The sequence below is a fragment of the Stenotrophomonas acidaminiphila genome, from assembly GCF_014109845.1.
Classification (GTDB): Bacteria; Pseudomonadota; Gammaproteobacteria; order Xanthomonadales; family Xanthomonadaceae; genus Stenotrophomonas; species Stenotrophomonas acidaminiphila.
Window position 1 is genome coordinate 3613099 of record NZ_CP043567.1, and the last position, 25501, is coordinate 3638599.

Below are 25501 nucleotides of genomic sequence, written 5' to 3' on the forward strand. Positions count from 1 at the left end.
TGCTCCACGGACAGCCCGCACACGGACGCCGTCGCCCACCCTCCGGCGCGGGTGCCGGCGCCGATACGCTCGGCCCGCTCTGGATTCTCCGCGTGGACTACTGCCCCGGTGCAGGCTCCCAGAGCTCGACCTTGTTGCCCTCGGGGTCGATGACCCAGCCGAACTTTCCCTGCGCCGAGGTCTCGGTCCTGTCGACGACATCGCAGCCCTCGGCACGGAGCGCGGGAAGAAGCGCATCCAGGTCGGCGACGCGGAAGTTGACCATGAACGACGCGGTGCCCGGCGCCATGTAGTCGGTGTCGGCCGCGAACGGACTCCAGATCGTCATGCCCGGGGCACTGCCCTCGCCTCCCCAGGGAAAGACCGCGCCGTTCCAGCCGCCGACGTCGAGCCCCAGATGGTCGCGGTACCACCCCGCCAGCGCGGCCGGGTCCTTCGCCTTGAAGAAAATGCCGCCGATACCGGTCACGCGCTTCATGCTGGTTCTCCGGGAATGCCGCCCCCGCGGGCAGCTGGCCGGATGCTCGCACGCGCACGGATCGCGGGCCAGCACGGGCCGGCAGGCGCGGACCTCTGATACCTCATCCGTGGCCAGAAAAAAGGCCGGGAAATCCCGGCCTTTTTCCACCACGGAGCGATGCCGCGCGTCAGTTCGCCAGCTGCGCCCGGGCCGCGGCGACCACCGCCTCGGTGGTGATGCCGAAGTGCTGGTACAGCTTGTCGGCCGGTGCCGAGGCGCCGAAGCTGTCCAGGCCGATCACGGCGCCGTCCAGGCCCACGTACTGGCGCCAGAAGCCGGTGACGCCGGCTTCCACCGCCACGCGTGCGCGCACCGCGTGCGGCAGCACCGATTCGCGGTAGCCCGGGTCCTGGCGATCGAACACGTTGGTGGACGGCATCGACACCACGCGGGTCTTGATGCCGGCCGCGTCCAGCTCGGCCTTGGCGGCCATGGCCAGCCCCACTTCCGAGCCGGTACCGATCAGGATCACGTCCGGGGTGCCGGCGGCGTCGGCCAGCACGTAGCCGCCGCGCTCGATCAGCTTGACCTGTTCGGCACTGCGCGCCTGCGGCGCCAGGTTCTGGCGGCTGAAGATCAGGCAGCTCGGGTTGTCCCGGCGCAGGATCGCCGCCTTCCAGCTCACCGCCGACTCGGCGGCGTCGCACGGGCGCCACACGTCGTTGTTGGGGATGTAACGCAGCGAGGCGATGTGCTCGACCGGCTGGTGGGTCGGGCCGTCCTCGCCCAGGCCGATGGAGTCGTGGGTGAACACGTGGATGACGTGCGCCGGGATCAGCGCGCTCATGCGCAGCGCGTTGCGGGCGTAGTCGCTGAACACCAGGAAGGTGGCGTCGAACGGCAGGAAGCCACCGTGCAGGGCCAGGCCGTTGGCGATCGCGCTCATGCCGAACTCGCGCACGCCGTAGTGCACGTAGTTGGCCTGCGGGTCGTCGCCGACCACGCTCTGCGCGCCCTTCCACAGGGTCAGGTTGGAGCCGGCCAGGTCGGCCGAGCCGCCGACGATTTCCGGCAGCAGCGGCGCGAAGGCCTGGATCGCGTTCTGCGAGGCCTTGCGCGAGGCGATGTTCGGCGCCTCGGCCTGCACCTGGGCGATGTAGGCATCGGCGCGGGCGATGAAGTCGGCCGGCAGCTCGCCATGCGAACGGCGGGTCAGTTCCTCGGCCTCGGCCGGGAACTGCGCGGCGTACTTGTCGAACAGCTGCTCCCACTCGGCCTGGCGCAGGGTCCCGGTACCGCCCGCGCGCCAACCGGCGTAGATCTCCTCGGGGATCTCGAACGGGCCGTACGCCCAGCCCAGCGCCTTGCGCGTGGCTTCCAGCTCGTCCTTGCCCAGCGGCGCGCCGTGGCTGGATTCCTGGCCAGCCTTGTTCGGCGAACCGAACCCGATGGTGGTCTTGCAGCAGATCAGGGTCGGCCTGTCGAACTGCGACAGCGCCGCGTCGATGCCGGCCTTGATGCTCTCCGGATCATGGCCGTCGACGCCACGCACCACGTTCCAGCCGTAGGACTCGAAGCGCGCCGGCGTGTCGTCGGTGAACCAGCCCTCCACTTCACCGTCGATGGAGATGTTGTTGTCGTCCCAGAAGCAGACCAGCTTGCCCAGGCCCCAGGTGCCGGCCAGCGAGGCGGCTTCGTGCGAGATGCCTTCCATCAGGCAGCCGTCGCCCATGAACACCCAGGTGCGGTGGTCGACGACCTCGAACTCGGGACGGTTGTAGCGCTGCGCCAGCAGCTTTTCGGCCAGCGCGAAGCCCACGGCATTGGCGAAGCCCTGGCCGAGCGGGCCGGTGGTGGTTTCCACGCCCGGGGTTTCATGGCGCTCCGGGTGGCCGGCAGTCCTGCTGCCCAGCTGGCGGAAGGCCTTGAGCTGCTCGATCGGCAGGTCGTAGCCGCTCAGGTGCAGCAGCGCGTACTGCAGCATCGAGCCGTGGCCGTTGGACAGCACGAAGCGGTCGCGGTTGAACCACTTCGGGTTGTTCGGATTGTGCCGGAGGTAGTCGTTCCAGAGCACTTCGGCGATGTCGGCCATGCCCATCGGCATGCCGGGGTGGCCGGAGTTGGCGGCTTGCACCGCATCGGCGGCGAGGAAACGGATGGCGTTCGCCAACTGGCGGCGGGTGGGCTGCGTCATGGTTCGTCGGGTCGGGAGGCTCCCGCGGAGCTGCGGGCGGCCTATTGTCCCACAGAGCACCGGGCAGGTCAGGCCGGCGGCGGCACGACGCAGGGCATGCGCAAGGCCTGGCGGCATGCCGCCACCGGCGGCGGGCGCCGGCTTCCAGCGGGCGGGAAAAACGCGAAGGCCGCCCTTGGGCGGCCCTCGTGGTATCGGTTTCGCCGGTGGCTCAGTGGTGGCCGGCGTTGTCCGCCACTTCCGGCACTTCTTCGTCGGTCACGCCGCTGCGGTGCGAGACCACCACCGCGGTGGCGAGGTCGCCGGTGACATTGAGCGAGGTGCGGCACATGTCCAGGAACGTATTGACGCCCAGGATGATGCCGATGCCCTCGGGCTTGATGCCGATGATGCCGCAGATCATCGCGATCACCGGCAGCGAACCGGACGGGATGCCGGCGGTGCCGATGCCGCCCAGGATGCACAGCAGCAGCACCATCAGCTGCTGCGGCAAGCCCAGGTCCAGGCCGTAGACCTGCGCCAGGAACAGCACGGTGATGCCCTCGAACAGCGCGGTGCCATGGTGGTTGGCCGAGGCACCGACGGTCAGCACGAAGCGCGAGACCTTGCGCGGCAGCTTCAGGTTCTCCTCGGCCACGCGCAGGGTCACCGGCAGGGTGGCCGACGAGGAAGCGGTGGCGAAGGCCGTCAGCGTGGCCTCCTGGGTACCGCGGAAGAAGGTGCGGGCCGACATGCCGCCCAGCAGCCGCACCCACAGCGGCAGCACGATGAAGCCGTGGATGGCGATCGCCAGCAGCACGGTCACCACGAACCACATCAGGCTCTGGATCACGTCCCAGCCCAGCCGGGCGGTCAGGTTGAACATGAAGGCCGCCACCGCGAACGGCGCCAGCTTGATGAACATGCCGATCAGGTGCATGCACACCTCGAACAGGCCCTGTACCGCGTTCTTGAACGCGGTGGTGCCCGCGGTCGGCTTCATCACCAGGCCGATGCCGATCATCAGCGCGAAGAACACGATGCCCAGCTTCTTGCTGTCGTCGCCCATCGCGTTGACGATGTTGTGCGGCACGATGTTGACCAGCAGGTCCATCAGCCGCAGTTCGTTGCCCTTGCTGACGATCTCGCCGGTCTTGGCGCTGCTCATGGCCTGCTCGACCAGGGCCGGCTCCATGTGCGTGCCGGGCTGCAGCAGGTTGACGCACAGCAGGCCGATGCCGACCGCCAGCGCGGTCACCACCGCGGTGTAGTTCAGTGTCTTCCAGCCCAGCCGGCCCAGCGAGGCGATGTCGCCCAGCTCGGCCACGCCCAGCACCAGCGCCGAGAACATCAGCGGCACCACCAGCATGAACAGCAGGTTGAGGAAGATCTGGCCGAACGGCTGGGTGACATAGTCGATGGTGGTATTCACCCATGCCGCGTCGGCGGAGGTGGCGTGCGCCACCAGGCCCACGATCGTGCCCAGCATGAACCCCAGGAGCACCTTGATGTGCAACGGCATGGAGGGCTTCCTTGACGCGTGGGCGTGGGGCATGCGGCAGTACTCGCGGGCGAAAGATCGCGTAGCTTAACAAAAGCTGCACGCCGTCCAACCGTGCCATATGGCCCGGTTTCGCGGTGCCCCGGGACCCGCTTCCGCGGCGCCGATGCGGAGCGCCCCGGGGCGGTTCCCGCCGACCCGTGCGGCGCTCGGCCGGCGCCCGCGCGGCCGCAGCGATCAGCCCTGTCCGCGCCCGGGATAGAGCGGCGGCAGCGGCGCCTCCGGTTCCCGCGCCTGCCCCCGCCATTCGGGTCCGTTGGCGAACGCAGCGCGCAGCGCGGCGCGCGCCGCCGGCCCGCTGCCAGCGGCCCAGCGGGCACGGCGCAACGCTTCCAGCGCCTCGCGCTGTGCGGTGCTGCCCAGGCGTGCGGCCAGCGCATCCAGATCGGCAACCGGCGGCCGGGCCATGCCGCGCAGCGCCTGCTCGACGTCGTCAAGGTCACCGCTGTCCAGCGCGCGCCTGAGGTCGGCCAGCGAATGCGTGGCCGTGCCCGGGACGGCCTCCGCCACCGAGGCGCCCCGGGCGGATGCCGACGGCCGCCGGGCCAACGCCCACACCAGGGTGGCCAGCCACAGCAGGGCGAATCCCGCCGCCAGCAGTGGCCACAGCCGCTGCGGCAGGTGCCCGGCACCCGGCAGCGCGATCGCACCATCGGCCTGCGTCGCCGGGGCCGCCGCCGAAGCGGCGGATGCGGCCGGCACGGGCGCCGGCACCGCGCTCCCCGGCGCCACCACCAGGCTCAGCTCGGGCAGCGTGGCGGTCCTGGCGTCGGCCGCGCCCACGTCCCACCAGCGCAGGCCGATACCCGGCAACACCAGGGTGCCGGGCCGCTGCGGCACGATGGAATAGCGGCGGGTCAGCTTCAGCCGGGGGCCGGCGCCATCGAAGCGCTCGTCGTACTGTGCGGGCTCGGCGAATACCTGCGCGGCATCGCCGGCTGCCGGCAGCGGCAGGTCGGGGAACTGCGCGCGCGTCGCGCCGACGGCGATGGCCTCCACCTCCAGCGTCAACGCCTCGCCGACCCGCGCCGACTGCGGCGCGGCGGTGTAGCGCAGGCGCAGGTCCTTCAGCGGCAGCCACGGCTGCGGTGCGGCATCGGGCACCGCGCGCACCTGCAGGGTCTGGTCCGGCGCACGGGCACTGAGCGTGCCGCCCCCGCGCCCGAGGAGATCGTCGAACAGGCCCCCGGCCCCACGGCCGCTGAAACGCGCACCTTCCAGCTGCAGCGGACCGCTGCGCTCGGGGATCAGCAGGAAGCGGCGCTCGACCACGTTGTAGCGGCGGCCGCCAACCTCGCGCGCGGACGTGCGGTCCTCGCCCACCCGCTGCAGCGAGGCCGACGCCGGTGTCGCCAGGTCGAGCTCGCCGGACGCCAGTTGGGTCGCGAAATAGAGCCGCACCACCACGCCCACGCTCTGCTGCACGTAGGGCTGCGGGTCGTCGACCTCGGTTTCGACGAACGCCAGCGCATCGCCGCCGCTGGCCACCGGCGCGGGATCGACCACCAGTTGCAGCGGCCGGGTCTGCACCGTGCCGACGCGCAATGCCGGCACCTGCAGCACCCCGCTGCGGCGCGGCGTGAGCACGACGCCGAACAGGGCGGTGTTGCTGATGCTGCCGTTGACCATGCGCGTCTGCCGCCCGCTGGTGCGCCCGGCCAGGCTGAAATCGGCCTGCAACGGTGCGTAGTCCGGCGCCGCACCGGCCTGGTCGGTCTCGATGTTGAGGGTGACCACGTCGCCCTCGCCGATACGGTCGCGGTCCAGCCACGCCCGCGTCTGCGCCTGCACGCCGGCGACGCAGGCCAGCCATGCCAGCAGCCACACACCCATCAGTACGCTTCGCCGCTTCATCGACCTTCCTGCCTGCGCCGCTCGTACTCGAGCTGGAACTTCGCCTTCAACAGATCCCCCGGTTCGTCGGGCACCCGTTGCATCCACGCTTCGATCGCCTGCCGACGCTCGCGCTCCTGCGGGCTCATCGACACCTGCGCGGCGCGCTCGCCGGCGGCGCGTTCGGCAGGCTGGCGCGCCCGCAGCGCCTCGGCCATGCGGGCGCGCTGGGCCTGGTCGGCCTGGCGCTGGTCCCGTGCATTTTCCGTTTCGGGCGCCTGCTGCCGCGCCGCCGCCGATGACGGCTGCCCATCCTGCGGTTGCGATCGCGCCTGCGGCCGGTCCTGCGAGCGGGACTGCCCCTGCGGCGATGCGCCCTGGCCCGGGGCGGCCTGCCCCTGGCCCTGCGGTTGCCCGCCGGACGCGTCCTTGCCCTGGCGCGCATCGGGCCGGTCCTGGCCGCCACCCTGCTGCCCCGGCGGCGGCCTGCGCCTGCGCGCGGCATCGACCGCGGCGCGGTTGGCCTTCGCATCGGCCATGTCCGGCCGCTGTCGCAACGCGCGGTCGTAGGCCTCGATCGCCTGGTCGTAACGGCCCTGCCGCGCCAGTGCGTTGCCCAGGTTGTACCAGCCCTGTTCGGTGTCGATGCCCTCGAAGCGGCGCTGCGCCTGCGCGAAGTCGCCCTTGCGGTAAGCCTCCACGCCCTCGGCCAGGCGCTGGTGCTCGCGCTGGTCGGCGCGCTGCCACCAGCCGCCGCTTTCCGACGCATGCGACGGCTGCGCCAGCGGCAGGCACGCGCACAGCAGCAGTGCGGCAAGCACCTGCCGGCGCCGCCGGAACGCCAGCAGCGCGACCAGCATCAGCGGCGGCAGCAGCCAGTAGCCCTCGTCCTGCCAGCTCGTATCGGTGCGACCCGGGCGGTCGCCCGCAGCGGCCGACGGCTGCAACAGCTCAAGCGACTGCAGGTCGGCGTCGGTCGCCGACATCCGCGCGTAGCGGCCGCCGCCGGCGACGGCCAGCGCGCGCAGCGAGGCTTCGTCCAGCCGGGCATGGCCGATGCGGCCTTCGCGGTCGCGATAGGCGGCACCCGGCGGCGTTCCCAGCCCCAGCGCCGAGACCCGGTAGCCGGCCGCGCGCAGGCGCACGGCTTCGGCATCGGCCTGGGCATCGGCCTGGTCGCTGACCAGCAGGATCACGCCCGCACGCGCGCCGGCCTGGCGCAGCAGCTCGCCGGCCCATCGCAATGCGCCGCCGGGGCGCTGCCCGTCCACCGGCATGACCTCCGGCGCCAGCGCGTCCAGGAACAGCGCGACATTGGCGGCGTCGTCGGTCAACGGCGCCACGGTGAACGCTTCGTCGGCATAGGCGACCAGCGCCACCTCGCCACCGCGGCGCTCGCGCAGCAGCATCGCCAGCTTGGCGCGCACCTGCAGCAGCCGGCTCGGCGGCAGGTCCGCCGCGGCCGTCCGGCTGGACAGGTCCAGCACCACGACCAGCGGGGTCTTCGATTCCCACAACGGCTGCTCGACCTGGCGCCAGCTCGGCCCGGCCAGGGCCAACACCGCCAGCAGCAGGCCGGCAAGCAGGGCCAATCCGCCGCCGATGCCGCGCCGGCCACGCCCCACCAGCAGGTGCGGCAACAGGTGCGGATCCACCGCGTCGCGCCAGTCGCCACCACGCCGGCGCCGGTAACCTGCACCGAGCAACGCGACCGGCAGCAGCAACAGCGCCCACAACCAATCGGGGCGGACGAAATGCAGGGTGTCCCAGAACGCGCTCATGGCCGTCCCCGCGGCCACGCCAGCGCCAGCACGCCCAGCAGCAGGGCTGCCGCCAGCGGCCACGCATACCGTTCCAGGCGTGGGCGCAGCGCCGGCCCGGCGCTGCGTACCGGCTCCAGGCGATCCAGCTCGGCATAGATGTCGACCAGTTCGCCGGTATCGCGCGCCCGGAAGAAGCGGCCGCCGGTTTCCCGCGCGATGCGCGCCAGCGTGTCCTCGTCGATCGGGTCCTCGGCTCCGGGAAGCTGCATGCCGAACAGCGAGAAACCGCCGGTGCCGCCGAAGGCGATGGTATACACCCGCACGCCCTCGGCCTTGGCCAGCTCGGCCGCCTTCAGCGGATCGAGCACACCGGCGGTGTTGACGCCGTCGGTGAGCAGGATCAGCACGCGCTGGCCTTCGGGCTGCGCACGCAGGCGCTTGACCGCCAGCGCGATGGCGTCGCCCAGCGCGGTCTCGCGCCCGGCCAGCCCGACCACGCTGTCGCGCAGTTGTTCGCGCACGCTGGCGCGGTCGCGGGTCAACGGGGTGAGCGCATAGGCCCGCTGGCCGAACACCAGCAGGCCGATGCTGTCGCCCTCGCGGCGGTCGAGGAAGTCGGCCAGCACCGCCTTGGCGGCGGTGAGCCGGTCCACCACGCGGCCGCCGAGCTGCATGTCGCCCTCGCCCATGCTGCCGGACAGATCCACGGCCAGCATCATCTGCCGCGCCTCGCGCGGCGGTTCGACCGCGTCGCCCAGTTGCTGCGGCCGCGCAGCCGCGGCGCACAGGCACGACCAGGCCAGCCACAGCAACAGCGTGCGCGGCGAAGGCATGCGCCGGCGGTGCGGCGTCGCCTGCAACCGGGCCGGCTCCCATGGCACCCGCAGCGCCGGGCCGTTGCCCACGGGCAGCGGCCACAACCGCATCAGCAGCGGCACCGGCAGGGCCAGCCACAGCCAGGGCCAGGCGAATTCCGGCAGGCCGCCCAGCAGCACGTGCAGGCGTTCGATCACCGCCGTCGCTCCATCAGACCGATGAAGCGACCGCGCGCCAGCGCACACGCGCGGGCCGCGTGCGCCTCGTCGACCGCGCGGCGGAAACCGCCATCGAGCAGCATGCGTCCATCGCCGGTACTGAAATCGTGCCCATGACCACCATCGAGGAACTGCAGCCAGGCCTCGCCCTGCAGCAGCGCCGCGTCCGGGTCGCTGCGGCGGGCCGCGCGTCGCAGCAGCTCCGAGGCCATGCCCAGGCGTGCAGCCGCGCCGGGCGCCGCCGCCAGCGCCCCATCGAACAGCGATTGCCAGCGCCGCCGCCGGCGCCGGCGGCGCAGCCGCAGCGCCACGAGCACGCCAAGCCCGAGCAGCAATGCGCCGGACAGCAGCCACCAGCCCGGCGCTGGCGGCCACCCGCCGGGAGCCGCCGGCAGGTGCACGTCGCGCAGCGGCAGCGTGGTGGCGTTCATCGCCCAGCCCCCGTCGTGGCGGGCCCCAGCCAGGCGTCGCTGGCGTCGTCCGATGCCAGTACCTGTACCTGGATCCTGCGACCGGGCAATGACCGGCATACCGCTTCCACCGGGCCGACGAACGCCGCATGCCACGCATCGCGCACCGCAGTGGCGGCCAGGTCCAGCTCCATGCGCCCGCCCGGCGACACCACCGGCAACAGGCAGCGGGGGGGCTGCATCTCCAGCGGATCGACCAGCAGCAACAGGCGCACGTCCACATGCATCGACAACGCCGACCAGGTGGCCGGCGCCACGGCCAGGGCACTGCCCGGATCCGCCAGCACCAGCGCCCGTGCCCCCGGATGCAGCAGGCGCGCCGCGCGCTCCAGCGCCGCCTGCAGGCCCATGCCATCGGCCGTGGGCGCGCCGTACCAGCGCACCAGGGCATCGAGTACGCGCAGCACGCCGCGCATGCCGCCCGCCGGTGGCACCAGCCCGTCGGCCCGGCCACCGCACAGGGCCGCCACGCGGTCGCCGTCGTGCAATGCCGACCAGGCCGCGATCGCGCCGGCACGCGCGGCCTGCACCGACTTGAACCGTGCACGGGTGCCGAAATACAGGGCTGGCGCGGTATCGGCCACCAGCAGGGTCAGCCGTTCACGCTCGGCCTGGAAGGTCTTGGTGTGGGTGAAGCCGGTGCGCGCGCTGAGTTTCCAGTCGATGTGCCGGGCGTCGTCGCCGGCCACGTACTCGCGCGACTCGGCGTACTCCATGCCGCGGCCGCGCTGCGCGGAGGTCGCCCGCGCGGATGCGCCGCGTCGCCCGCGGCGCGGGCCGCGCACCGGCGTCGCCGCACGCCGCAGCGCGATCAGCTCGGCCAGCGAGGGGACGATGCCGTCGGCAGCCGGACGTGGCGCCGCACCATGGGAAGAGATGTCGCCGGGCATTGCCATCGTCCGCTGCGCGTGGCCACGTCCCGGCCGCGTCACGGCAACGGCACGCGGTCGAGCAGTGCCGCGACCAGGCGTTCGCCGTCCCAGCCCTCGGCCGCCGCTTCGTAGCTGGGCAGCACCCGGTGCCGCAACACGTCAGGCGCGACCGCACGCACGTCGTCCGGGGTCACGTAGTCGCGCCCGGCCAGCCACGCTCTGGCCCGCGCGCAGCGCTCCAGGGCAATGGATCCGCGCGGACTGGCGCCCCAGGCGATGCGGCGCGCCAGCGGGGCGTCGTAGGCCGATGCATCGCGCGAGGCCAGCACCAGCTCGACCAGATAGCGCTCCAGCTGCGGCGCCATGTGCAGCTCCAGGACCGCCCGTCGTGCCTGTTCCACCTGCTCCAGCGAGAGTTTCTGTACCGGCACGGACACCGCATCCATCTCGCGCAACGCACGCTCGCGGGCCAGCCGCAGGATGTCGACCTCCGCGGCGGCATCGGGATAGCCGATGCGCACGTGCATCAGAAAGCGGTCCAGTTGCGCCTCGGGCAGCGGGAACGTGCCTTCCTGCTCGATCGGGTTCTGGGTGGCCATGACCAGGAACACCGCCGGCAACGGGTAGGTCGTCCGGCCCACCGTCACCTGGCGCTCGCCCATCGCCTCCAGCAGGGCCGACTGCACCTTGGCCGGCGCGCGGTTGATCTCGTCGGCCAGCAGGATCGGATGGAACACCGGACCCGGCTGGAACTCGAAGCGTCCTTCCTGCGGACGCCAGATGTCGGTGCCGGTCAGGTCGGCCGGCAGCAGATCGGGCGTGAACTGGATGCGCGCGAAGCTGGCGTCGATGCGCGCGGCCAGCGCGCGGATCGCCGTGGTCTTGGCCAGCCCGGGTGCGCCCTCCACCAGGAGGTGGCCATCGGCCAGCAGCGCGACCAGCAGGCGCTCGACCAGTACCGACTGGCCGACGATCTCGCCGGCCAGGGCATCTCGCAGGGCGATGAAAGCCGCGTGCAGGCCGTTGTCGACGGTCGGCGGCGGGGGCGTGTGCGGGGTCAGGTTCATAGGCGCAGTTTGACCGATCCCCGCTCAAATGGTTCACCACACGTGCGTTGCCGTGGACCGGAAACGAAGAGGCCGCCTTGCGGCGGCCCCTCGTGACTGTTCCGGATGGACCCGGCTCAGTGCGGCTTGGCGACGCGCAGGATCTTCGGCGTCACGAACACCAGCAGTTCGGCCTTGTCCTTGGCGCGGCCGCGCTTCTTGAACAGATTGCCCAGGAACGGCACATCGCCCAGGAACGGCACCTTGGCCACGCTGCTGCGGTCGTTGAACTCGTATACGCCACCGATCACCACGGTCTGGCCATCGTCCACCAGTACCGCGGTATTGATCTCGCGGCGGTTGATGATCGGCACGGTGCCGAAATCGGTCACTTCCAGCATCCGGTCGACTTCGTCCTTCTTCACGTTCATGTTGAGGAAGACGCGGTTGTCCTGGGTGATGGTCGGGGTGACCTTCAGCTCCAGCAGCACTTCCTTGAACTGCACGTTGGCCGTCGGCGCGCCGCCGGCGCCACCGCCGCCGGAGATCGTGACGTAACCGATTTCCTTGCCCTGCTTGATCACGCCTTCGCGCTGGTTGGCGGTGACGATGCGCGGATTGGAAACCACCTCGCCGCGCCCTTCCTCCTGCATCGCCGACAGCTCGACATCCAGGGAGAAATTGGCGCCCAGCAGGGTGTAGGCGATCGCGCCCGCCGGGCTCTCCGTATAGGTCTTCGCCGGCAGGTTCACGTTCAGCCCCTGGTTCGTGACGATGCCGTTGTTGATGATGCTGCTGTTGCCATCCAGCGAGCCACCGATGGCCTGGGTGCGGTCACCGATGCGACGGCCCTGGATACCGAACTTGGCGCCAAGGTCACGCGCGAAGGTGTCCGAAGCGATGACGATGCGCCCTTCGATCAGCACCTGGTCGACCGGCCGGTCGATCACCGCGATCAGTTCGCGCATCTGCGCGATCTTCTTCGGGATGTCGCTGATCATCAGCGTGTTGGTGCGCTCGTCGGCCACGATCATGCCGCGCTTGGACAGGAAGCCGTTCTCGCGCTGCGAGCCGCCCCCGGTGCCACCACCGCCGGCACCGGCGTTGCCGATGCCCTTGGCTTCGGTCAGGGCTTTGAAGATCGCTTCGGCGCTGTGGTAGTTGATCTGGATGTAATCGGTGGCCAGGTTCTCGCGCTCTTCGATCGCGATGCGGGCGTCTTCCTTGTCCTGCTCGAACTTGGCCAGCTCGGGTTGCGGCGCGACCCAGATCACCCCGCCATCGCGGCGCTTGTCCAGGCCCTTGGCGCGCAGGACGATGTCCAGCGCCTGGTCCCACGGCACATTGACCAGGCGCAGGGTCACGTTGCCCTGCACGGTATCGGACGCGACCACGTTGAGGTTGGATTCCTCGGCGATCAGCTGCAGTACGGTGCGCACCGGCACGTCCTGGAAATTGAACGTCACCGGGCGCCCGCTGTAGCCGCGCGCGGCCACCGTGGCCGCGGCCTGCGCCACGGTCTGGGCGGTCACCGCGCCGGTGGCGGAGGCTTCCTGGCGGGGCGAGATTTCCACCACGTACTCGTTGCCGGACTGGTAGGCCAGCGACTCGAACGCCCCCTGGGTGCTGAGCACCAGCTGCGAGCCACGGCCCGACGGCCGCGCGTCGATGCGCTGCACCGGCGTGGCGAAATCCACCACGTTCAGCGGACGCTGCAGTTCGGCCGGCAGGGTCGCATTGCCCATGTCGACCACGACGCTGTTGCCCTGGGTCCTCAGGTCCGGGCTGGCGCCCTGGCCGTCGAACTGCAGGATCAGGCGGCCGGCGCCGTCGTCCCCGCGCTTGAAGTCGACCTTGGTGACCGCGACGGTCGCCGCAGGCTGCGCGGCGACCGGCGGAGCGACGTCAGCGGCGAAGGCCACCAACGGAGAGCCGCAGGCCAGTGCCAGCGCAACTCCCAGTGCGCGGGCATGGACCATCGCATGGCGCCGGGCGGGACGCAGGCTCAGGGCTTTGGAAAAAGTCATCGTGCTATCCCCAATAATCATTCATCGATCGTCAAGCGCCAGCGAGGCCGGGCGTTCCAGCCAGCCGCCAGCACCATCGGGCACCAGTTCAATCAGCTCAATGCCGTCCTCGCGCACACCGGTGACGCGGCCATCGCTCTGCCCCAGGTACACCCCCGGACGGACGCGGTAGGTCACCTTGTCCGGCCCCATCACCAGCGCGACCATGGCGGCGCCTTTGCCGATCGTCCCGACCATGTCCAGGCTGTCGAGCGGGAAGGCCTCCAGCGGCTCCTTGCGCCGGTTCGGGTCCGGTCGCAGGGCGCTGTTGCCGTCCGCACTGGCCCAGGCATCGCTGAACGGATCGCGCAGCCCCTGGGCCGAGTACTCGAAGGTCTCGAACTGCTGCATCACCGGCAGCGGATCCAGCGGCGTGGCCGGGCGCGCACGTACGTCAGCCACCCACTTCTCAAGATTGGGCGCATCGCCCGGGGTGCTGGTGATGCCGCGCGAACAACCGGTCGCGGCCACCAGCAGCACCACCGCGCAGAGCGCCCGGATACGGAGGGAACCCTTCATCACTTGCCCCCCTTCTTGCGCGCCGCTTCTTCATCGGCGGCCTTCTTTTCCTGGTCCGCCAGCTCGGTGTCATCCAGGTAGCGGTAGGTCTTGACCGTGCCCGACAGCTCCAGCGCGCCGCTGCGTGCGGAGATGCCGGCCTTGGGATCCTTCGGCTTCAGGTTGATGTCGTGCATGGTCAGGATCACCACGCGCGGCAGCGAGGCCACGCCGCTGACGAAGGCACCGAACTGGTGGTAGCTGCCCACCAGCCGCAGCGCGATCGGCTTCTCGGCGTAGAACTCCTTGACCTGCTCGTCGCCGGGCTTGAACAGTTCGTTGTTCAGTCCGCTGGACAGCGCGGTCTGCGACACGTCGATGATCAGGTCGGGCATCTCGGTCTTGCTGGGCAGCTGGCGCAGCATCTGCTGCAGCACCTGCTCCATCTGCGCGAGCTGCTGCTTGAGCGGCTCGAGGTTGACCGCGCGCTGCTGCTCCTTTTCGAAGCTGGCGCGCAGTTCGACTTCCCTGGCTTCCAGCCCGTCCAGTTCCTCGGCCGTGCCGCGGGTCACCAGCAGGTAGGACAGGCCCAGGATCAGCAATGCCAGCAGCGCGCAGAACACCAGCTTGGGGCCCTGCGGCCAGTTGCCGATGTTGTTGAGGTCCAGATTGTTGAAACTGCTCTTCTTCTGGCTCACGGGCGGGCCTCCTTCTGCGCCGTGTCGGCAGCGGGCGCGGCCGCTGCAGGCGTGGCGGCCGCTGCCGGTGCCGGTGCGGCGGCCGGCGCGGCATCCGCTTCCGCCGTCTGCGCCGCGTTCTCACCCGGTGCCGGCAGCTTCACCTTCAGGGTGAACACGTACGGCAGCGACTTGATGTCCATTGCCGAGTCCGAGGCCTCCTGCGCCTTGGCCTCGATCACCGACAGCTCCGGATTGGACATCCAGCCCGAGCTTTCCAGGTTGCGCATGTAGGTACTGACCCGCGCGTTGGACTGGGTGCGGCCTTCCAGCGTCAGCGTCTCGCCTTCCTGCTTGAGCGCGGTCAGCACCACGCCATCGGGGATGGTGCGCACCAGCGCGTCGAACAGGTGCACCATCTGCGAGCGCTTGCCCTGCAGTTCCTCGATGACCTTCTTGCGGTCGAGCAGGCGCTTCTTCTGGCTGTCGAGCCGGTCGATCTCCTTGTTCTGCTCCTTGACCTTGGCGATCTCGGCCTCGAGGTAGGCATTGCGCTCGTTCTGGCCGCTGACCTGCCCGTCGTAGTAGAAATACAGCAGCAGCGACATCAGCACGCCGGCGACGGCGGCCAGGCCGAGCATGGTGTAGAACTCGCGCTGGCGCTGCTTGCGCCGTTCGGCGCGCCATGGCAATAGATTGATGCGTGCCATCAGTCGAACCCCCGCAGGGCCAGGCCGGTGGCGATCATCAGCGCCGGGGCATCCTGGGCCAGCGCATGCGCCTGCACCTTCTGCCCCAGCGTCATCTGCGCCAGCGGATTGGCCACCGACGTGCTCACCCCCAGCTGCTCCTCGACCATCACCGGCAGCCCCGGCAGCGACGCGCAGCCGCCGGCCAGCACGATGTGATCGACGCGATTGAACTCGCTGCCGGCATAGAAGAACTGCAGCAGGCGGCCGATCTGCTGGACCGTGGCTTCCTTGAACGGCTCCAGCACTTCCACCTCGTAGCTCTCCGGCAACCCGCCCTGGCGCTTGGCCAGGCCGGCTTCCTCGTAGCTCAGCCCGTAGCGGCGCATCACCTCGTCGGTGAGCTGCTTGCCGCCGAACACCTGTTCGCGGCTGTACAGGCTGCGCCCGCCACGCAGGACGTTGAGCGTGGTCATGGTGGCGCCGATGTCCACCAGCGCGACCACGCCGTCACTGGCCACCGGCAGTTCGCTGGCCACCAGCGCGAAGGCGTTCTCGATCGCGAACGCTTCCACGTCCATGACCTTGGCCACCAGGCCGCCCAGCTCCAGCGCCGACTGGCGCAGTTCGACATTCTCCGAGCGCGAGGCCGCCAGCAGCACCTGGACCATTTCCGGGTTGTTGGGCACCGGCCCGAGCACCTCGAAATCCAGGCTCACTTCCTCGATCGGATACGGGATGTAGTTCACCGCCTCCAGCTCGACCTGGGCTTCCATGTCGGCCTCGTCCAGGTCGGCCGGCATCGGGATCACCTTGGTGATCACCGCCGAACCGGCGACCGCGGCGGCCGCGCCCTTGGCGCGGGTTCCCGAGCGCGCCACGGCACGGCGTATGGCCTCGCCGACCGCCTCGACCTCGACGATGTTCTTTTCCACCACCGCATTCGGCGGAAGTGGTTCCACGGCGTAATGTTCCACGCGAAAGCGATTGCCGCTGCGGGCGAGCTGAAGCAGCTTCACCGCAGTCGAGCTGATGTCAACACCGATGATCGGTGGCTGACTCTTTGGGATAAGCCCCACGGTTTCTCCCCTGCCGACGGGCACTTGGACGCACTTGTTGCGCCCGCGCATTAATAATGAATTTCTGGTGGTTGGCAACCGCTCCGCGCGCAGGCCGAGAAATCCGTCACGCCCTCAGAGCCATCCCCGACCCCCTTTCCCCAAGGGACGGCCCCAGCCGTTCCCCCGCGTACTCTATACTCTGCGGCCACGAAATCCGCAATCGGGATCCTGCTTGATGCCCCGTTTCCGTCGCTGGCTGCGCTGGCTGCTGGCACTGTTCGTCGCCCTCGCCCTGGCTGGCGCCATCGCCGCGGGCGCCCTCTATTACGTGGTTTCCTCGAAGCTGCCCGACGTGCAGGCCCTGCGCGAGGTGGAGCTGCAGGAGCCGATGTACGTCCATGCCAGCGACGGCAAGCTGATGGCCGTGTTCGGCGAGACCCGGCGCTATCCGATCGAGATGAAGGACGTGCCCGAGCGCCTGAAGCAGGCCTTCCTGGCCACCGAGGACGCCCGCTTCTACGAACATGGCGGTGTCGACTACAAGGGCATCGCCCGCGCGGTCTGGCTGCTGGCCACCACCAGCGACAAGCGCGTGCCCGGCGGCTCGACCATCACCCAGCAGGTGGCCCGCCAGTTCTTCCTCAGCTCCGAGTACAGCTACACCCGCAAGCTGGCCGAGATCCTGCTCGCGCGCAAGATCGAGAGCGAGCTGAGCAAGGACGAGATCTTCGAGCTGTACCTGAACAAGAGTTTCTTCGGCAACCGCGCCTATGGCATCGGCGCCGCCGCCGAGTACTACTACGGCAAGAAGCTCGGCGAGCTGGACCTGGACGAGATGGCCTCGCTGGCCGGCATTCCCAAGTTCCCGTCCAGCGGCAACCCGATCAGCAACCCGGAACGGGCGCGCCAGCGCCGCGACAACTACGTGCTGCAGCGCATGGCCGACCTGGGCTTCATCAGCCAGGCCGAGGCCGACGCGGCCAAGGCGGTGCCGATGCACGCCTCCCCGCACGAGCCACCGATCGAGGTCAACGCGCCCTACGTGGCGGAAATGGTCCGCCAGGAAATGATCGCCCTGCACGGCGGCGACGTGCTCAACAAGGGCTACCGGGTCACCACCACCATCGACAGCCAGGCGCAGGAAGCGGCCAACATCGCCGTGCGCGATGGCCTGCTGCTGTACGACCACCGCCACGGCTGGCGCGGGCCGGAGCAGCATATCGAGGTGGCCGCCGACGCCGATGCGGCCACGCTTGCCCGCCACATCGCCGCGATCCCCTCGCAGTCCGGGCTGCTGCCGGCGATCGTGTCGGCGGTGCATGCCGACGGCGGCATCAGCGTGGTGCTGGCCGACCGCACCGAGCTGGTCCTGCCGGTGGCGGCCAGCCGCTGGACCACGCGGGCGCCGGCCAAGCTGGCCGCCCGTGGCGACGTCATCCGCGTGCGTACCGGCGAGAAGGAAGGCGAGTGGCTGATCGAACAGCTGCCGCTCGGCCAGGCCGCACTGGTCTCGCTCGACGCCGGCAACGGCGCCCTGCGCGCCCTGGTCGGCGGCTTCAGCTTTGCCGGCAACAAGTTCAACCGCGCCACCCAGGCCCGGCGCCAGCCCGGCTCCAGCTTCAAGCCGTTCCTGTACGCGGCCGCGTTCGACAAGGGCTTCAACCCGGCCTCGATCGTGCTCGATGCGCCGGTGGTGTTCCGCGACCGCCGCGGCAAGACCTGGGAACCGAAGAACGACGGCGGCGGGTTCCGCGGCCCGATGCGCCTGCGCGAGGCCCTGGTGCAGTCGCGCAACCTGGTGTCGGTCCGCCTGCTGGACAGCATCGGCGTGGATTTCGCCCGCAAGTACATCAGCGAGTTCGGCTTCCAGGAAGCCGAGCTGCCGCCGAACCTGTCGATGTCGCTGGGCACCGCCTCGCTGACGCCGCTGTCGGTCGCGCGCGGCTATGCGGTGTTCGCCAATGGCGGCTCGCGGGTGGACACCTGGACCATCGACGAGGTCAAGGACCGCGACGGCAACGTGGTGTTCAAGGCCAATCCGGCGCTGGCCTGCCGCGGCTGCGGCGGTGGCGCCGGCGGCATGGCGCCGGCCAGCCAGGTCGTGGACGGCTTCAACTTCGGCGCCGAAGCCCCGCCGGCCAAGCCCGCAGCCGGTACCGGCAACGCCGAGACCGGGGCCGAAGCCGCGCCGGCAGCGGTCGATGCCAACGCCCATGCCGCCCCCCGCGCGATCGACGAGCGTACCGCATACCAGTTGGTGTCGATGATGCGCGACGTGGTCCAGCGCGGCACCGGCACCCCGGCCAAGGTGCTCGGGCGCGAGGACGTGGGCGGCAAGACCGGCTCCACCAACGACCACCGCGACGCCTGGTTCTCCGGCTTCGGCGGCCCGCTGGCCACCACCGTGTGGGTCGGCCGCGACGACTTCCGTTCGCTGGGCTACCGCGAGTACGGCGGCCGTGCCGCGCTGCCGATCTGGGTCGACTACATGCGGGTGGCGCTGAAGGACGCGCCGATCGCGCGCAACGACCCACCCTCGGGCATGGTGCAGGCGACCCTCAACGGCGCCACCGAATGGATCAAGGTCGAGGACCTGGACCGCATGCAGGAATTCGATTTCGACCAGCACGACCCGAAGGCCGACGACGCCGCGTTCGATATCTTCTGACCCACGCCGGGAAGGCGGCAGCCGCCTTCCCGCTTCGGCCCGGATCCGGCGGGCTGCCGACAACCGGAGAACCGCGATGCCACGTCCGGCACCCAACGCCCAGCGCGGCAGCCGCGAGCGGCGACTGATCGCCCAGGAGGCCGCCCGCCTGATCCGCGAGGGCGGCATCCACGATCCGGAGCTGGCACGGCGCAAGGCCGCCAGCCGCTTGGGCATCCACGACGAAGCGCTGTGGCCGCGCCAGGCCGAGGTGGAGGACATGCTGCGCGAACAGCAGCGGCTGTTCGACACGCGCGCACAGCCGGCGGCGCTGCGCCAGCATCGCGAAGCGGCGATGCAGGCGATGCAGTTCCTGCACGCGTTCCAGCCGCGGCTGGCCGGCGCGGTGCTGGCCGGCACCGCCGGCGCCGGCAGCCCGGTGACGCTGCACCTGCATTGCGACGACACCGATGCGGTGCAGCGCTTCCTGCACGACCAGCGCATTCCCGCCGAAGTGTGCACGGCGCTGCTGCAGCTGGGTGGACATGCCGCGCGGCAACGTTATCCAGCCTGGGAATTCGCGGCCGACGGCATCGCCTTCGAGCTGGTCGTGCTTCCGGAGCACGGCCTGCGCCATCCGCCGGTGTCCAGCGACGACGGCAAGCCGCTGCCGCGGGCGACGCTGGCCCAGCTGCGCCAGCTCCTGGCCGACGACGCGGGCTGATCCAGCCGCCCGGCGACGCGTCCCGTCGCCACGCGCCATGGCGCTGCTCGCCCACGGCCCGGCCCACTTCGCGCTGGACAGATTTTCACCACATCCCGGCAAGGCCCGCCATCACCGGCGGCGACCGCGTTATCCACAGCTTTTGCCGGAGGTACCGCACAGGCGTTGTGGAAAAGTGCAACGCCCGCCCACCGGCACCCTCGGCCGGCATGGCGCCATGCATTGCCCTGCCCCACCGGCGGCCATGCGCGCCAGGCCCGTAGTGCGGTACGCAGCGCCGGTACCGGCCACGGACTGCGTGGCGTGCGGATACGAAAAAGCCCCGCCGGAGCGGGGCTTTCGGTCGCGCGGGCGGCGCATCGCTGCGCCGGCGCGCTTCAGGCTCAGGTGTAGTCGCGCACGGCGTGGCCGGTATACACCTGGCGCGGACGGCCGATCTTCATTTCCGGATCGACCTGCTGCTCCAGCCAGTGCGACACCCAGCCGGCGGTGCGGCCGAGGGCGAACATGACGGTGAACATCTCGGTCGGGATCTGCAGCGCCTTGTAGATGATGCCGCTGTAGAAATCGACGTTCGGGTACAGCTTGCGGGCGACGAAATAGTCGTCCTGCAGCGCGGCCTGCTCCAGCTTGATGGCGACATCGAGCAGCGGGTCGGTCACGCCCAGCTGGCCCAGCACCTGCCGGGTCATCTCGCCGATGACCTTGGCGCGCGGGTCGAAGTTCTTGTAGACGCGGTGGCCGAAGCCCATCAGGCGGAAGCCCGAGGTCTTGTCCTTGGCCTTGAGCACGGCGGACTCGACGTTGTCGGCGCTGCCGATCTCTTCCAGCATCTTCAGCACGGCTTCGTTGGCGCCGCCATGCGCCGGGCCCCACAGCGCGGTGACGCCGGCGGCGACGGACGCGTACGGGTTGGCACCGGTCGAGCCGACCAGGCGCACGGTCGAGGTCGAGGCGTTCTGCTCGTGGTCGGCGTGCAGGATGAACAGCAGGTCCAGCGCCTTCACCACGTGCGGATTGAGTTCGTACTGGCCGTCGGCCGACTCGAAGGTCTGCTTCAGGAAGCGGCTGACGTAATCCAGCGAGGTGTCCGGGGCGTTGGCCGGCAGGCCCTTGCCGTGGCGGTAGATCAGCGACGACAGGGTCGGCACCTTGGCGATCAGGCGCACGGCGGCCTTGCGGCGCTGCTCGGCATCGGCCAGGTCCAGCGAATCGTGGTACTTGGCCGAGAGCTGCGCGATCGAGGCGGCCAGGATCGCCATCGGGTGCGCGTCCCTGGCGAAGCTGCCGATCAGGGTGTTGATCGACGCGTCGACACCGGCTTCCTCGGCCAGCTCGGCCTCGAAGGCCTTCAGCTGCGCGGCATCCGGACGCTCGCCGTTGACCAGCATGTAGGCGACTTCGACGAAGCTGGACTTCTCGGCCAGCTGCTCGATCGGGTAACCGCGGTACAGCAGCACGCCCTTGTCGCCATCGATGTAGGTGATGGCCGACTTGCAGCTGGCGGTGGCGGTGTAACCGGAGTCGTAGGTGAAGAGACCGGTTTCCTTGGTCAGCTTCGAGATATCGACACAGTCGTTGCCCAGGACGGGTTTGACTACAGGCAGAACGACCGACGTGTCGCCGGCGTTGAGCGTGACCTGATCAAGATCGGACACAGTGTGCGCTCCTCAAGTGGATGGCGCCGGCCCCGACGAGGAATGACGGGCAGGCACGTGAAGGAAGTTCCACGGTTTTGCACCGCGGTTCAGGCCATTATCGCACAGCAGCATTTGCCGGTTGCGCAGACTAAAGTCCTATGGACTCCGCATGTACGCGACACAGCGTCGCGCACGCGCCGGCCGGCATTGCGCCGGGATTCAGCCGCGCCACGCACCACGCCCATGGCCGCGGCACGGCCCGGAACGACCCGTCCGGCAACGGCGCACAAGGCAGCCGCCCGGGATGGCACGCATGGCTTTACCGCAGGGACCGGCCATGACAAAACAACGGCCGCGCAGGGCGCGGCCGTTGTCCGGTCGGAACGACAGTTGCGATCAGCGCGCGTAGCGCTTCTGGAACTTGTCGATGCGGCCGCTGGTGTCGATGACCTTGTGCTTGCCCGTGTAGAACGGGTGCGAGGCCGAGGAAATTTCGACCTTGATCAGCGGGTACTCTTCACCGTCTTCCCACTTGACCGTCTCCTTGGAGGACATGGTCGAACGGGTCAGGAACTTGAAATCGGAGGTGACGTCGTGGAACACGACGTTGTGGTAATCGGGATGAATGTCGGCCTTCATGGGCTCACACCGTGTGGGCTGGTGGTCAAGAGCGGCATTATAGTCCCGGCTGGCCCATCGGGGCAAGCCGGGATTGCAGGAAATCAGGAAACCAGTCCCAACGCCCGCTGCACCTGGCTTTCGAAGCGCGCCTGGTCGTAGCCGATCAGCAGGGTGGTGTTGTCCGCCGCCCCGGTCTGCCGGTTCCAGTCCACCACGGTGGCGCCGCGGGTACGCCCGCCGGCCATCTCGATCGCCAGCGGGCGCCGCTCCAGCCGGGTCGCGCCCTCGGGCTGCAGCGCCCAGGCCATCGCCAGCGCATCGGCGGCGTACCAGTGCTCGCCGCGGCTGTCCTCGGACCACAGCCGGGTCTGGCGCGAGATCAGCTCGTAGAAGCGCGCCTTGTCGGTATCGGCGGCCAGCCACTGCTCCACGTTCCGGTGCAGCAGGCCGTGGGCGACGGTGGCTTCCCAGTCGGCCACTTCGACGTGCGCGAACGCGGTGAACACGATGTGCGCCGCTTCCGGGTCGAAGGCGATGTTGAACTCCGCCACCGGGGTGATGTTGCCGTGGCCGGTGATCGCCCCGCCCATCACCAGGAAGCGCTTCACCCGCTGCGGCAGGGTCGGGTCGAGCTTGAGCGCCAGCGCGATGTTGGTCAGCGGACCCAGTGCGACCAGCAGCAGCTCGCCGGCGTACTGGTGCGACAGGCGCAGGATCGCCAGCGCGGCGTGCTCGCTCTCGGCCACGCGCGCGGCGGCAGGCAGGTCGACGTCGCCGAAGCCATCGCGGCCATGCACGTGCGCGGCATCCTCGGCCGGGTGCACCAGCGGATCGGGGGCGCCGGCGAACACCGGCACGTCGCCGCGGCCGGCGACTTCGCACAGCTTCAGCGCGTTGCGCACGGTATGGCCGAGGCCGACGTTGCCCGCCGCCACCGTCAACCCGACCACTTCGTGGCGTTCGTCGGCAAAGGCCATCAACAGCGCCAGCGCATCGTCCACGCCCGGGTCGGTATCAATCAGCAACGGAATCTTCTTGCTCATCTCATGCTTGTCTTCTGGTCGGCCATGGAGTCTGGCACCTGGGCCATGGCAGGGGAAGTGCGCGTTCAGGCCGAGGCGTAGCGCGCCGCCCCGCCCACCCAGCGCGCCACTATCCGGTCGGCGACGGCCGGCGCTTCGGCCAGCAGCCGTTCGGCCAGGGCATGGACGCCCGGCAACAGGGCCGCGTCGCGGGCCAGGTCGGCGACCCGGAAGGCGGCCAGGCCGGTCTGGCGGGTGCCCAGCAGCTCGCCGGGGCCACGCAGCTCCAGGTCCTTCTCGGCGATCACGAAACCATCGCTGGTCTGGCGCATGGTCTCCAGCCGCTGCCGCGCCATCGCCGACAGTGGCGCCTGGTACATCAACACGCAACTGGACGCGGCCGCGCCGCGCCCCACCCGGCCGCGCAGCTGGTGCAGCTGCGCCAGGCCCAGGCGCTCGGCGTTCTCGATGATCATCAACGAGGCATTGGGTACGTCCACGCCCACTTCGATCACCGTGGTGGCGACCAGCAGGCCGGTTTCGCCGGCCTTGAAGGCGCGCATCGCCGCCTGCTTCTCGGCGGCCTTCATGCGGCCGTGCACCAGCCCGACGCGCACGCCCGGCAACTGCGCCGACAGCGCCTCGAAGGTGGCCTGGGCGGCGACCGCCTCCATGCGCCCGGCGCTCGCCCCGGGGCGGCCATCGGCATCCTCGCTCTCGTCGATCAGCGTGCACACCCAGTAGGCCTGGCGCCCCTGCGCGCAGGCCAGGCGGATCCGCTCGACCAGTTCCGGCCGGCGCTCGGCGCTGATGACGATGGTCTGCACCGGGGTACGGCCCGGCGGCAGCTCGTCGATCGCCGACACGTCCAGGTCGGAGTAGGCCGCCATCGCCAGCGTGCGCGGGATCGGGGTCGCGGTCATCACCAGCTGGTGCGGCACGCTGCGGCCGTCGGCGCCCTTGTCGCGCAGCGCCAGCCGCTGGTGCACGCCGAAGCGGTGCTGCTCGTCGACGATGGCCAGCGCCAGGTCATGGAACACCACGCTGTCCTGCATCAGCGCATGGGTGCCGACCACCACCTGCGCACGCCCGGAGGCGATGTCCTCCAGCACCCTGGCCCGCGCCTTGCCGGTGACCTTGCCGGCCAGCCAGGCCACCTGCACGCCCAGTGGCTCGAGCCAGCCGCGCAGGTTGGCCAGGTGCTGCTCGGCGAGCAGTTCGGTCGGCGCCGCCAGCGCCACCTGCTTGCCCTGCTCCACCGCCAGCATCGCCGCCAGCGCGGCCACCACGGTCTTGCCGGAACCGACGTCGCCCTGCACCAGGCGCAGCATCGGGTGCGGCCGCGCCAGGTCCTGGCGGATCTGCGCGAACACGCGCTGCTGCGCGCCGGTGAGACGGAACGGCAGGGACTGGCGCAACTGCCGCACGCGCCTGTCGCCGCCGCTCAAGGCCGGGGCATGATGCTGCTGCAGGGCGATGCGCTGGCGGCGCAGGCTCAGGTGGTGGGCGAGCAGTTCTTCCAGCGCCAGCCGCCGCTGCGCCGGATGGGTGCCGGCAGCGAGCACGGCGACATCGGCATCGGCAGGCGGGCGATGCATGGTCAACAGCGCCTGCCGCAGCGACGGCAGGGCCAGCCCGTCCAGCAGGTGCGCGGGCAGCACCTCCAGCGCGGCTTCGCCGGGCAGCCGCTCCAGCGCCTGCCCGATCAACCGGCGCAGCGTCGCCGGGCCGATGCCGTCGACGACCGGATAGACCGGATCCAGCACGTCGCCAAGGCCGGCCTCCTCGCCGTCGCCGAGCATGCGGTAGCTGGGATGCACGATCTCCAGCCCGTGCTGGCCGGGGCGCGGGGTGCCATAGCAGCGCAGGCGTGCGCCGACGGCGAACTGCGCCACCTGCGCGGCGCGGAAGTGGAAGAAGCGCAGCACTAGGGTGCCGCGCGAGTCGTCTTCCACCGCGACCCGCAGCATCGGCCGGTAGCGGAAGCCGCGCTCCACCGCGACCACCCGCCCTTCGATCTGCGCGGCGCTGCCCGGCTGCAGTGTGGCGATGGCGCTGAGCCGGGTCCGGTCTTCATAGCGCAGCGGCAGGTGCAGCCACAGGTCCTGCAGGCTGCCGATGCCGCGCGCCTGCAGCTTGGCGGCCACCGCCGGGCCCACGCCCGCCAGCACCGTCACCGGTGTCTCGCCACTGGCCGCCAGCGCCGGGGCGGCCGGACGGGTACGCGCCATGCCGGTGGATCAGTCGAGGATCATCACCGCGTCGACCTCGAACGCGGCTCCCTTGGGCAGGCCCGACACTTCGATGGTGGAGCGGGCCGGGAACGGCGCCTGGAAGTACTCCTGCATGACCGCGTTGACCTTGGCGAACTCGCCCAGGTCGGTCAGGTACAGGCCCAGGCGCACGATCCTGTCGAGCGAACCGCCGGCCGCCTCGGCCACCGCCTTGAGGTTGTCGAAGGCGCGCCGCGCCTGCGCGGCGACGTCGCCGGCGACGATCTCGCCGGTGGCCGGGTCCAGCGGGATCTGGCCGGAGAAATACACGGTGTTGCCGGCACGCACGGCCTGCGAATACGGGCCGATGGCGGCCGGCGCGTTGGCGGTGTTGATGATCTGGCGGGACATGGGGGGACTCCGGTTGGGAA

21 protein-coding genes are annotated in these 25501 nt (G+C 70.3%); 2 read left to right on the plus strand and 19 right to left on the minus strand.

All coding sequences use genetic code 11. The annotated features are described in order from the left end of the window. Nucleotides 1-97 precede the first annotated feature (97 nt). The 14 genes from F0P95_RS16455 to F0P95_RS16520 all read right to left on the minus strand — a co-directional run bounded on the left by F0P95_RS16455 (nt 98) and on the right by F0P95_RS16520 (nt 16221). Entirely contained in the window at nt 98-478 is a 381-nt protein-coding gene (locus tag F0P95_RS16455; RefSeq protein ID WP_182335130.1) for a VOC family protein, read from the minus strand. A gap of 169 nt (nt 479-647) precedes the next feature. Continuing rightward, entirely contained in the window at nt 648-2654 is a 2007-nt protein-coding gene (gene tkt, locus F0P95_RS16460; RefSeq protein WP_182335131.1) for a transketolase, read from the minus strand. Between the two features lie 211 nt (nt 2655-2865). After that, nucleotides 2866-4188 (minus strand): dicarboxylate/amino acid:cation symporter, encoded by a 1323-nt coding sequence (locus F0P95_RS16465; protein ID WP_182335132.1) that lies wholly within the window; start codon nt 4186-4188, stop codon nt 2866-2868. 183 nt (nt 4189-4371) lie between these two features. Next, nucleotides 4372-6048: a BatD family protein gene (locus F0P95_RS16470; protein ID WP_182335133.1), complete on the minus strand. Its 1677-nt coding sequence runs from the start codon at nt 6046-6048 to the stop codon at nt 4372-4374. Next, nucleotides 6045-7826 (minus strand): tetratricopeptide repeat protein, encoded by a 1782-nt coding sequence (locus tag F0P95_RS16475; RefSeq protein WP_182335134.1) that lies wholly within the window; start codon nt 7824-7826, stop codon nt 6045-6047. Before F0P95_RS16475 ends, F0P95_RS16470 begins: the two co-directional genes overlap by 4 nt. Further along, nucleotides 7805-8716, minus strand: a complete 912-nt coding sequence (locus tag F0P95_RS16480) for a vWA domain-containing protein (protein ID WP_182337060.1) — start codon at nt 8714-8716, stop codon at nt 7805-7807. Before F0P95_RS16480 ends, F0P95_RS16475 begins: the two co-directional genes overlap by 22 nt. 83 nt (nt 8717-8799) lie before the next feature. Then, on the minus strand, nt 8800-9255 hold the full coding sequence (locus F0P95_RS16485; protein ID WP_182335135.1) for a DUF4381 domain-containing protein: 456 nt from the start codon (nt 9253-9255) through the stop codon (nt 8800-8802). Then, a complete protein-coding gene (locus F0P95_RS16490; RefSeq protein WP_182335136.1) occupies nt 9252-10184 on the minus strand; it encodes a DUF58 domain-containing protein in 933 nt (310 codons plus the stop codon). The genes F0P95_RS16485 and F0P95_RS16490 overlap by 4 nt, the downstream gene beginning before the upstream one ends. 38 nt (nt 10185-10222) lie before the next feature. Further along, nucleotides 10223-11233 carry an AAA family ATPase gene (locus F0P95_RS16495; RefSeq protein WP_182335137.1) on the minus strand — a complete coding sequence of 337 codons (1011 nt, stop codon included), beginning with the start codon at nt 11231-11233 and terminating at the stop codon, nt 10223-10225. Between the two features lie 116 nt (nt 11234-11349). Then, nucleotides 11350-13239, minus strand: a complete 1890-nt coding sequence (locus tag F0P95_RS16500) for a type IV pilus secretin PilQ (protein ID WP_182335138.1) — start codon at nt 13237-13239, stop codon at nt 11350-11352. A 21-nt stretch (nt 13240-13260) separates the two neighbouring features. After that, entirely contained in the window at nt 13261-13797 is a 537-nt protein-coding gene (locus F0P95_RS16505; RefSeq protein ID WP_182335139.1) for a pilus assembly protein PilP, read from the minus strand. Next, entirely contained in the window at nt 13797-14474 is a 678-nt protein-coding gene (locus F0P95_RS16510; RefSeq protein WP_182335140.1) for a type IV pilus inner membrane component PilO, read from the minus strand. Before F0P95_RS16510 ends, F0P95_RS16505 begins: the two co-directional genes overlap by 1 nt. Next, nucleotides 14471-15163, minus strand: a complete 693-nt coding sequence (locus tag F0P95_RS16515; RefSeq protein ID WP_182335141.1) for a PilN domain-containing protein — start codon at nt 15161-15163, stop codon at nt 14471-14473. The genes F0P95_RS16510 and F0P95_RS16515 overlap by 4 nt, the downstream gene beginning before the upstream one ends. Continuing rightward, nucleotides 15163-16221: a pilus assembly protein PilM gene (locus F0P95_RS16520; protein WP_104940255.1), complete on the minus strand. Its 1059-nt coding sequence runs from the start codon at nt 16219-16221 to the stop codon at nt 15163-15165. The genes F0P95_RS16515 and F0P95_RS16520 overlap by 1 nt, the downstream gene beginning before the upstream one ends. Before the next feature lie 217 nt (nt 16222-16438). Here F0P95_RS16520 and F0P95_RS16525 point away from each other — a divergent pair, with 217 nt between their 5' ends. Together F0P95_RS16525 and F0P95_RS16530 are read left to right on the plus strand one after the other, a co-directional pair. Further along, complete coding sequence (locus F0P95_RS16525; protein WP_182335143.1) at nt 16439-18871, plus strand: penicillin-binding protein 1A; 2433 nt, start codon at nt 16439-16441, stop codon at nt 18869-18871. A 76-nt stretch (nt 18872-18947) separates the two neighbouring features. Next, a complete protein-coding gene (locus F0P95_RS16530; protein WP_182335144.1) occupies nt 18948-19574 on the plus strand; it encodes a hypothetical protein in 627 nt (208 codons plus the stop codon). 383 nt (nt 19575-19957) lie between these two features. On the opposite strand, the gene F0P95_RS16535 is transcribed toward F0P95_RS16530, so the two are convergent. The 5 genes from F0P95_RS16535 to F0P95_RS16555 all read right to left on the minus strand — a co-directional run bounded on the left by F0P95_RS16535 (nt 19958) and on the right by F0P95_RS16555 (nt 25481). Beyond that, on the minus strand, nt 19958-21232 hold the full coding sequence (locus F0P95_RS16535; RefSeq protein ID WP_182335145.1) for a citrate synthase: 1275 nt from the start codon (nt 21230-21232) through the stop codon (nt 19958-19960). Nucleotides 21233-21610: 378 nt separating this feature from the next. After that, a complete protein-coding gene (locus F0P95_RS16540) occupies nt 21611-21853 on the minus strand; it encodes a type B 50S ribosomal protein L31 (RefSeq protein WP_056931181.1) in 243 nt (80 codons plus the stop codon). 83 nt (nt 21854-21936) lie between these two features. Beyond that, nucleotides 21937-22878: a nucleoside hydrolase gene (locus F0P95_RS16545; protein WP_182335146.1), complete on the minus strand. Its 942-nt coding sequence runs from the start codon at nt 22876-22878 to the stop codon at nt 21937-21939. 65 nt (nt 22879-22943) lie between these two features. Beyond that, the gene (recG, locus tag F0P95_RS16550; protein WP_182335147.1) at nt 22944-25088 is read right to left on the minus strand and encodes an ATP-dependent DNA helicase RecG; all 2145 of its coding nucleotides are present in this window, start codon (nt 25086-25088) and stop codon (nt 22944-22946) included. A gap of 9 nt (nt 25089-25097) precedes the next feature. Continuing rightward, nucleotides 25098-25481, minus strand: coding sequence for a RidA family protein (locus tag F0P95_RS16555; RefSeq protein WP_054667374.1), 384 nt, complete (start codon nt 25479-25481; stop codon nt 25098-25100). Between the last annotated feature and the right edge of the window lie 20 nt (nt 25482-25501).

Excerpts from the sequence above, each read along its gene's own strand:
- F0P95_RS16455 (WP_182335130.1), bottom strand. The coding sequence starts at position 478 with ATGAAGCGCGTGACCGGTATCGGCGGCATTTTCTTCAAGGCGAAGGAC.
- tkt (WP_182335131.1), bottom strand. The coding sequence starts at position 2,654 with ATGACGCAGCCCACCCGCCGCCAGTTGGCGAACGCCATCCGTTTCCTC.
- F0P95_RS16465 (WP_182335132.1), bottom strand. The coding sequence starts at position 4,188 with ATGCCCCACGCCCACGCGTCAAGGAAGCCCTCCATGCCGTTGCACATC.
- F0P95_RS16470 (WP_182335133.1), bottom strand. The coding sequence starts at position 6,048 with ATGAAGCGGCGAAGCGTACTGATGGGTGTGTGGCTGCTGGCATGGCTG.
- F0P95_RS16480 (WP_182337060.1), bottom strand. The coding sequence starts at position 8,716 with ATGCGGTTGTGGCCGCTGCCCGTGGGCAACGGCCCGGCGCTGCGGGTG.
- F0P95_RS16485 (WP_182335135.1), bottom strand. The coding sequence starts at position 9,255 with ATGAACGCCACCACGCTGCCGCTGCGCGACGTGCACCTGCCGGCGGCT.
- F0P95_RS16490 (WP_182335136.1), bottom strand. The coding sequence starts at position 10,184 with ATGCCCGGCGACATCTCTTCCCATGGTGCGGCGCCACGTCCGGCTGCC.
- F0P95_RS16495 (WP_182335137.1), bottom strand. The coding sequence starts at position 11,233 with ATGAACCTGACCCCGCACACGCCCCCGCCGCCGACCGTCGACAACGGC.
- F0P95_RS16500 (WP_182335138.1), bottom strand. The coding sequence starts at position 13,239 with ATGACTTTTTCCAAAGCCCTGAGCCTGCGTCCCGCCCGGCGCCATGCG.
- F0P95_RS16505 (WP_182335139.1), bottom strand. The coding sequence starts at position 13,797 with ATGAAGGGTTCCCTCCGTATCCGGGCGCTCTGCGCGGTGGTGCTGCTG.
- F0P95_RS16515 (WP_182335141.1), bottom strand. The coding sequence starts at position 15,163 with ATGGCACGCATCAATCTATTGCCATGGCGCGCCGAACGGCGCAAGCAG.
- F0P95_RS16525 (WP_182335143.1), top strand. The coding sequence starts at position 16,439 with ATGCCCCGTTTCCGTCGCTGGCTGCGCTGGCTGCTGGCACTGTTCGTC.
- F0P95_RS16530 (WP_182335144.1), top strand. The coding sequence starts at position 18,948 with ATGCCACGTCCGGCACCCAACGCCCAGCGCGGCAGCCGCGAGCGGCGA.
- F0P95_RS16540 (WP_056931181.1), bottom strand. The coding sequence starts at position 21,853 with ATGAAGGCCGACATTCATCCCGATTACCACAACGTCGTGTTCCACGAC.
- F0P95_RS16545 (WP_182335146.1), bottom strand. The coding sequence starts at position 22,878 with ATGAGCAAGAAGATTCCGTTGCTGATTGATACCGACCCGGGCGTGGAC.
- recG (WP_182335147.1), bottom strand. The coding sequence starts at position 25,088 with ATGGCGCGTACCCGTCCGGCCGCCCCGGCGCTGGCGGCCAGTGGCGAG.
- F0P95_RS16555 (WP_054667374.1), bottom strand. The coding sequence starts at position 25,481 with ATGTCCCGCCAGATCATCAACACCGCCAACGCGCCGGCCGCCATCGGC.